This is a genomic window from Coleofasciculus sp. E2-BRE-01 (assembly GCF_040221695.1).
Taxonomy (GTDB): Bacteria; Cyanobacteriota; Cyanobacteriia; order Cyanobacteriales; family Coleofasciculaceae; genus Coleofasciculus.
The window spans coordinates 1-6,811 of record NZ_JAVKEA010000218.1; the positions used below are offsets into that span (position 1 = coordinate 1).

Annotated in this window: 7 protein-coding genes and 3 pseudogenes; 7 read left to right on the forward strand and 3 right to left on the reverse strand. The window is 46.9% G+C overall.

What is annotated here, in order from left to right; all coding sequences use genetic code 11:
- Positions 1-123, forward strand: a pseudogene (locus RIG66_RS30385) (IS630 family transposase); the annotation flags it as partial.
- A gap of 10 nt (positions 124-133) precedes the next feature.
- Here RIG66_RS30385 and RIG66_RS30390 read toward each other — a convergent pair.
- Positions 134-373, reverse strand: a pseudogene (locus tag RIG66_RS30390) (hypothetical protein); the annotation flags it as partial.
- 739 nt (positions 374-1,112) lie between these two features.
- On the opposite strand from RIG66_RS30390, the gene RIG66_RS30395 reads away from it, so the two are divergent.
- From RIG66_RS30395 to RIG66_RS30415, 5 genes are all read left to right on the forward strand, one after another.
- Positions 1,113-2,129, forward strand: coding sequence for a cytochrome c oxidase subunit II (locus tag RIG66_RS30395; RefSeq protein WP_446383330.1), 1,017 nt, complete (start codon positions 1,113-1,115; stop codon positions 2,127-2,129).
- A 66-nt stretch (positions 2,130-2,195) separates the two neighbouring features.
- Complete coding sequence (ctaD, locus tag RIG66_RS30400; protein WP_446383332.1) at positions 2,196-3,881, forward strand: cytochrome c oxidase subunit I; 1,686 nt, start codon at positions 2,196-2,198, stop codon at positions 3,879-3,881.
- A gap of 64 nt (positions 3,882-3,945) precedes the next feature.
- A complete protein-coding gene (locus RIG66_RS30405; protein WP_446383334.1) occupies positions 3,946-4,578 on the forward strand; it encodes a cytochrome c oxidase subunit 3 in 633 nt (210 codons plus the stop codon).
- 337 nt (positions 4,579-4,915) lie between these two features.
- Positions 4,916-5,149 (forward strand): hypothetical protein, encoded by a 234-nt coding sequence (locus RIG66_RS30410; RefSeq protein WP_044208174.1) that lies wholly within the window; start codon positions 4,916-4,918, stop codon positions 5,147-5,149.
- Complete coding sequence (locus RIG66_RS30415) at positions 5,146-5,565, forward strand: PIN domain-containing protein (RefSeq protein WP_446383336.1); 420 nt, start codon at positions 5,146-5,148, stop codon at positions 5,563-5,565. The genes RIG66_RS30410 and RIG66_RS30415 overlap by 4 nt, the downstream gene beginning before the upstream one ends.
- 168 nt (positions 5,566-5,733) lie before the next feature.
- On the opposite strand, the gene RIG66_RS30420 is transcribed toward RIG66_RS30415, so the two are convergent.
- Entirely contained in the window at positions 5,734-5,922 is a 189-nt protein-coding gene (locus RIG66_RS30420; protein ID WP_446383338.1) for a hypothetical protein, read from the reverse strand.
- A 492-nt stretch (positions 5,923-6,414) separates the two neighbouring features.
- On the opposite strand from RIG66_RS30420, the gene RIG66_RS30425 reads away from it, so the two are divergent.
- Positions 6,415-6,675 (forward strand): hypothetical protein, encoded by a 261-nt coding sequence (locus RIG66_RS30425; RefSeq protein ID WP_446383340.1) that lies wholly within the window; start codon positions 6,415-6,417, stop codon positions 6,673-6,675.
- 12 nt (positions 6,676-6,687) lie between these two features.
- Here RIG66_RS30425 and RIG66_RS30430 read toward each other — a convergent pair.
- Positions 6,688-6,811: pseudogene (locus RIG66_RS30430) on the reverse strand (IS630 family transposase); the annotation flags it as partial.

A 6,811-nucleotide genomic window follows, 5' to 3' on the forward strand; every position in this document is an offset into this window, starting at 1 on the left:
CGGCTTTTTGAATCCATTGAAGAGTTAGAATCTTTGTTGCATCAACTTTTAAATGAAGACAAGCTAGTTATTAACTGGGGGCGCAAACTGAAAAATAAGGGTAATGCTCTTATCACAGTTTAAATGCATGACAGCTTATCCAGTAATCGGCGTACCAAAGTGTCCAAATATCAAACAGATGTCCGATGCCACAGAAAATAATAAACGCACCGAATAAAACAAAGACTCTAGAGAAAGGAATATCCCGGCGTTGGTGAACAAAGTAAATCAGCATCGCCGGAATCGAGAAATACGCGATCGCAATCAGCGCATCACTGGCAACATGCAATCCCACCAAGGGAGTTTGCCACAGGTAACAATTCCCGTGGGGCATATAGCTACGGGAGGATAAAATAGTCTGTAATGAGTCCAGCACAGTCTTCTTTTCCTAAAAAATTCTTTAAAGCAACGGTTTAATCCACCCTGGTTTGTCTTATCGTGCCATTATATCGGCTCACAATTGTAGCTGTGTCAGTCCATTGGTTAGGTGGATGGACATAAACCTAACTCTATTAAGTCTAGAAATCTGTGTAGGGGCGGGTTTAGGGACAACATTAATGGAGTAACCAATAACCTTTCTACAAAACCCGCCCTGCCCCACCCTTTCACCCCGACATTTTTCATGTGCGATCGCGGTTGGGAATTTAATCAGTTTTGTTGTCCGGTTTTGGATTAATTGATTGCCTTGTGCTGGGGGAATGGGCGGGTTTTATTCTTAAGTTTAAGGTGAGGAGGGCGGGTTTTGTTGTTCCCTTATAGGTGAGGAGGGCGGGTTTTGTTCGACAGTTATCGGTGACTAGCTGAATTGATTCCCTAAACCCGCCCCTACAATTGTCCCTAAACCCGCCCCTACATCTAAACATTTCTCTTCCAGAATTTTCGCACCCCTGCACCCCTACACCCCTACACCCCTACACCCCTACACCTCTGCACCGGAATCCCTGCACCGGAATCCCTTCTCCAAACAAGCGCTATAAAGAAATGTGAACTAGGATCGATGATAGTCAAGATAGAATCAGACAGCGACTTCACCCAACCTGGGTGGAGATCTGCTGCTGCCGAGGAGATAAGCTATGGAAAACGAAAAAGTACCAACTACTATTATCACGCTGACCGCTGGTGTCGTTATCACCCTGGTCAGTTTGTGGGTTGGTCAAAACCACGGCTTGATGCCAGAACAGGCATCAGAACAAGCGCCGTTAGTCGATGACTTTTTTGACGTGATGATGACTATCGGCACCGCCCTGTTTTTGGTCGTCGAAGGGGCGATTGTGATTGCCATGATTCGCTTTCGGCGACGCGAGGGGGATGACACGGATGCTGAACCCATCATCGGTAATTTGCCCTTAGAAGCCTTTTGGACAGCCATTCCTGCCATTATCGTGATTGGACTAGGGATCTACAGCGTCGAAGTTTATCGAGATATGGGCGGTTTTGAACCGAACTTTGTTGCTAAAGCCGATACCCCCGCGCAAATGGCGAGTATGCCCGGAAGTGCGATCGCGGCCCCCTTAGTGGCTGATGCGGAGGGGATGGAGTCCGATGAAGCTGCACCCAAGGGGGCTAAATACGGCTTTGGTGCAGCACCTAAACGGCAAGGACAAGCGGCTGACTTGGTGGTGAATGTCACCGGTTTACAGTTTGCTTGGATCTTTAACTATGCCGATAGTGGCATTGTTGCTGGTGAATTACACGTTCCCGTTGGCAAAGACGTGCAACTGAATATCTCCGCCCAAGATGTGATTCACTCTTTCTGGGTGCCTCAGTTCCGCCTCAAACAAGACGCCATTCCCGGTCAAGAAACGGAACTGCGGTTTGTTGCCACAAAACCTGGAACCTATCCTGTGGTTTGCGCTGAACTCTGTGGGGGTTACCACGGTGCGATGCGAACCCAGCTTATTGTGCATACCCAAGAGGAGTATGAGGCTTGGTTCAAGGAAAATCAAGTTGCCCAGCAGCAAAACCCAAATCAAACCGTGGCGGTGAACCCGGCTGATTTATCCGAGTCCGAGTTTCTGGAACCCTACACGACGAAGCTGGGCGTTGATGAAAAAACGTTAACCCAGTTACACTCAATGCATGAATCCTAAACAGAAGCCCATCACACTCCAGTTGTCCATCTGGACAGGCTGCTTTAGTTGTCACAAGAAATTCTGATGACCCAAACCGAAACTTCACCTCAATCTCAAGCCACTTCCCACAGTTCCCATCCAACGGCATGGAAGTGGTATGACTATTTCACGTTTAATGTTGACCATAAGGTCATTGGCATTCAATACCTAGTTACCTCGTTCGTGTTTTATTTGATCGGGGGATTAATGGCAGTCGCCATGCGGGCTGAACTGTATACCCCTGATTCAGATTTACTTGATCCCAATCTATATAACGCTTTTCTGACCAATCACGGCACGATCATGATCTTTTTCTGGGTCGTTCCGGGGGCAATTGGGGGGTTTGGCAACTACCTGATCCCGTTGATGATTGGTGCCAGAGATATGGCATTCCCGAAACTGAATGCGATCGCCTTTTGGCTGGTTCCTCCAGCGGGGGCGCTGCTGTTAGGTAGTTTCTTTTTCGGCGGCGCTCAATCGGGGTGGACATCCTACCCACCTTTGAGCCTGATTACCGCCAATACCGCTCAATCGATGTGGATTCTCAGCATTATCTTGGTGGGAACCTCCTCAATTTTGGGTTCGGTGAACTTTATCATCACCATCTTCAAAATGCGCGTCCCCAGTATGCGCTGGGATCAGATGCCGTTGTTCTGTTGGGCGATTTTAGCCACATCGATATTAGCCCTGTTTTCCACGCCCGTGTTAGCGGCTGGATTAACCCTGCTGTTATTTGATATCAACTTCGGCACCAGCTTCTTCCGCCCCGATGCTGGGGGGAATGTGGTGGTGTATCAGCACCTGTTCTGGTTCTACTCCCACCCGGCGGTGTATCTGATGATTCTGCCGATTTTCGGGATTATGTCGGAAGTGGTTCCGGTTCACGCCCGTAAGCCGATCTTTGGCTATAAGGCGATCGCCTATTCATCCCTCGCTATCTGTATCGTCGGTCTATTCGTTTGGGTACACCACATGTTTACCAGTGGCACCCCGCCCTGGATGCGGATGTTCTTTACCATCTCCACACTGATTGTGGCAGTCCCGACGGGGGTGAAAATCTTTAGCTGGGTGGCGACTCTCTGGCAGGGAAAAATCCGCTACACTTCGGCAATGCTGTTTGCGATCGGTTTGTTAGGTATGTTTGTGTTGGGCGGACTCAGTGGCGTCACTCTGGGAACCGCACCCTTTGACATTCATGTCCACGATACCTACTACATTGTGGCGCACTTCCACTATGTCCTCTTTGGTGGTTCCGTGTTTGGTCTTTATGCCGGAATGTATCACTGGTTCCCCAAAATTACGGGTCGGATGTACAACGAAACCTGGGGGCGAGTTCACTTTGTTCTCACCTTTATTGGTGCGAATCTTACCTTTTTACCGATGCATCAATTGGGTTTACAAGGAATGCCCCGTCGGGTAGCGATGTATGACCCCCAATTCACGGCAATTAATCAGCTTTGTACCTTCGGTGCAATTCTGTTAGGGTTCTCGGTGGTTCCCTTCGCGATTAATTTAATCTGGAGCTGGATGTATGGACCCAAGGTGGGTGATAATCCCTGGGATGCCTTGAGCCTGGAATGGACAACCAGTTCACCACCTGAAATCGAAAATTGGGAAGTCTTACCTGTATTAACCCATGGTCCTTATGCTTATGGCATGAATGGTCGCAATGGTAAAGGTCTCAATCCCAGTGCGCCGACATCGGGAGAACCTGCTGTAGAAGCGAAGTAAGGTTAATGTAGAGACGCGCCATGGCGCGTCTCTACGTGTAGATGGCGATAGTTAGGAAAATAGTATGCAAGGTTCAACAATTGACGAATATCAAGTCTCCTCTACCCCAGAAGCCTCGGCTGAGGGGGCGGTGGCGGAACATGAGGAACATCCCGATTATCGGGTTTTGGGGCTAATAGTCTTCCTCGCCTCTGAATCCCTGATGTTTGGTGGGATGTTTGCCTCGTATTTAATCTACCGAGGGGTATCCGCAACCTGGCCCCCCGAAGGCACAGAAGTGGAACTCTTAGTTCCAGCGATTAACACAATTATTCTGGTGTCGAGTAGTTTTGTCATCCATAACGGAGATGTGGCGATTAAAAAGAATAATGTCTCCGGGATGCGGTTGTGGTATATCATTACCGCGATTATGGGCGTCATTTTCTTAGGCGGTCAGGTGTATGAATATCTCACCTTGGGGTATGGTCTGACTACTAATGTGTTTTCTAACTGCTTTTATCTGATGACCGGATTCCACGGCTTGCACGTCACTATCGGGGTTTTACTGATTCTCGGCGTCTTGTGGCGATCGCGTCGTCCCGGACATTACGGTGAAACCAAGCACGTTGGCATTGAAATGGCAGAAATTTATTGGCATTTTGTCGATATCATCTGGATTATTCTGTTTACCCTGCTGTACATTTTGACGCTGTTTTAAGTTAGGACTTACGCAAAGCCTTGATTTGTCGTGGCGTGACTCAACTAAAATGGTGCAATAGATTGGGTACGTAGTGAGGGCTTGAGCCCTCTCCAGCTAGGCGGAGAGAGAACTAAAGTTCTCACTACAAACAAAGTCCTATTTGAGCTGTGTCAGTCCGCCATCGTGGGGAGAGCGTAGCGTAACGCACCTTGACCAACTTATAGTCGTGCAGCGTCAGTCCTGTAAGTGATGGTAGAGGCGTAGCATACTACGTCTCTACTAAAACCTATTTAAATTGTGTATTCTCTATTGCCTGTTGCCTTACCCCTTGAACAAACGTTCTTGAATCACAGCTATGACTTTACCAGAGCTACAGCGAGCTATTTACCAATTATCTGTTGAAGAGCAATTCGTTCTGCTGGAAACCTTAGTTCAAGCGTTGAAAGTTAGACACCCATCAAAATCGGAACGTCGTACCCTTGTTAATCAGCTACGAGGTTGTCTGAAAAAACCCGGTCAGCCAGTTCTAACCGATACAGATATTGAGTTGATGCGAGAAGACCGCTTAGTGGAGAAGTACCTCAAGTGAGAGTTCTTCTGGATACAAACATTATTCTCGATTTCTTTCTGGAACGGGAGCCATTTTTTCAGCTAGCTAGTGAAGTTTTTGAGGCAATTGCTGCCGAACGTATAGAAGGTTTAATTAGTGCATCCAGTGCAACGGATATTTTTTACATCTGTAAACGGCAGACACAAAATCTTGAACAAACCAGGCAAATCTTGACTCAAACGTTAACGCTTTTGAGTGTCTGCCCTGTGGATTATACAGTTTTGAATACGGCTCTCAATTCCGGCTTAGTAGACTTTGAGGATGCTGTTCAAATAGCCTGTGCCGTTGCCCAGCAGGTAGATGCGATTGTCACCCGCAATCCCCAGGATTTTCAAACAACGGCAGTATCCATATTCACCGTGAGCCAGTTATTAGAGCATTTTAGAGAGAAGTAAAAAGAGGGTTATCGCACTACGAGGATAGGTTAAGACGTTCCACGGTCACGTCTCTATCCTTGTCGGGCAGGAAAATTATGATAATTGAACGACTTTATTTATCCGAAATTATATCCATTTGCCACCCTACCTCTCATGAGGATTAATAGGAGTTAAAGGTTAAAATGATTATTGTGGCGGATGCTTCAGTGCTAAAAGTTTTGCAATTGATTCAATTAAGGTCTTGGTGAAATAGGTTAGCGCTACGATAGCTAAAATGGTTACGCCACCATTAACCAGAAGAGTTTGGGAATTGGCGGGTAAAACGTCAGATTGATTGGCTGTCATCGGAATGGTTGAGGTGTTTGTCGTTTTCATGGTGTTGTCCTTTCTAGTTATTTCCTCTACTCTAGACCTGAAATGCTGGCAATAGTGTGGAAAAAAGTAGACTCAAATAGATTGATTCACCCTCATCCCCTAACCCCTTCTCCCATCGAGGGAGAAGGGGAACCGGACTCTCTTGTTCCCCCGATACTGCTCGGATAAGCTCTAAATTTAATTAATATTTTCTCCCCCTGCCTCCCTTGCTACCCCCGCTTTCCCTGCTTTTCGCTCTACATTGCTCCCCTCTCCCCGCTGTGGGAGAGGGGCTGGGGGTGAGGGGTAAGCTGTTCAGAACTTAACCCTTAATGTCAAGAAATGCCAGATCCTGGTAGTGCGAGCATCTTGCTCGCTACTCCTCCCCAAATTAAATGCAATACAGGTTAACCGTTCCGGAAATAGAATAATGTAGATCGAAGTAGAACCGGGGTTTCCAGGTCAATTTTACCTATTTATAATCGGGGTAAAGCCACAGAATCGGTGACAATCATGAACCTACCCAAATATGACATCCATGAGGACGAATTCCTCAAAGCCATCGCCACTCGCCTCGGCTTATCTGGCAAAACCTGGGATGTATTTCTCGCACGTTTCCAGGATAAAAATAGTAATGCAACGAATAAAGATATCGCCTTTTATCTAGAGGCTGAATTACTAGAAGGAACCAGTGATGGGTCAAATCCAGCAACCATTCTCCGCGACCATTTAATCGCCATTTGTGACAAATTTGAAGCGCAGGGGTGCGACTAAGCTGTCATGCATTTAAACTGTGATAAGAGCATTACCCTTATTTTTCAGTTTGCGTCCCCAGTTAATAACTAGCTTGTCTTCATTTAAAAGTTGATGCAACAAAGATTCTAACTCTTCAATGGATTCAAAAAGCCGA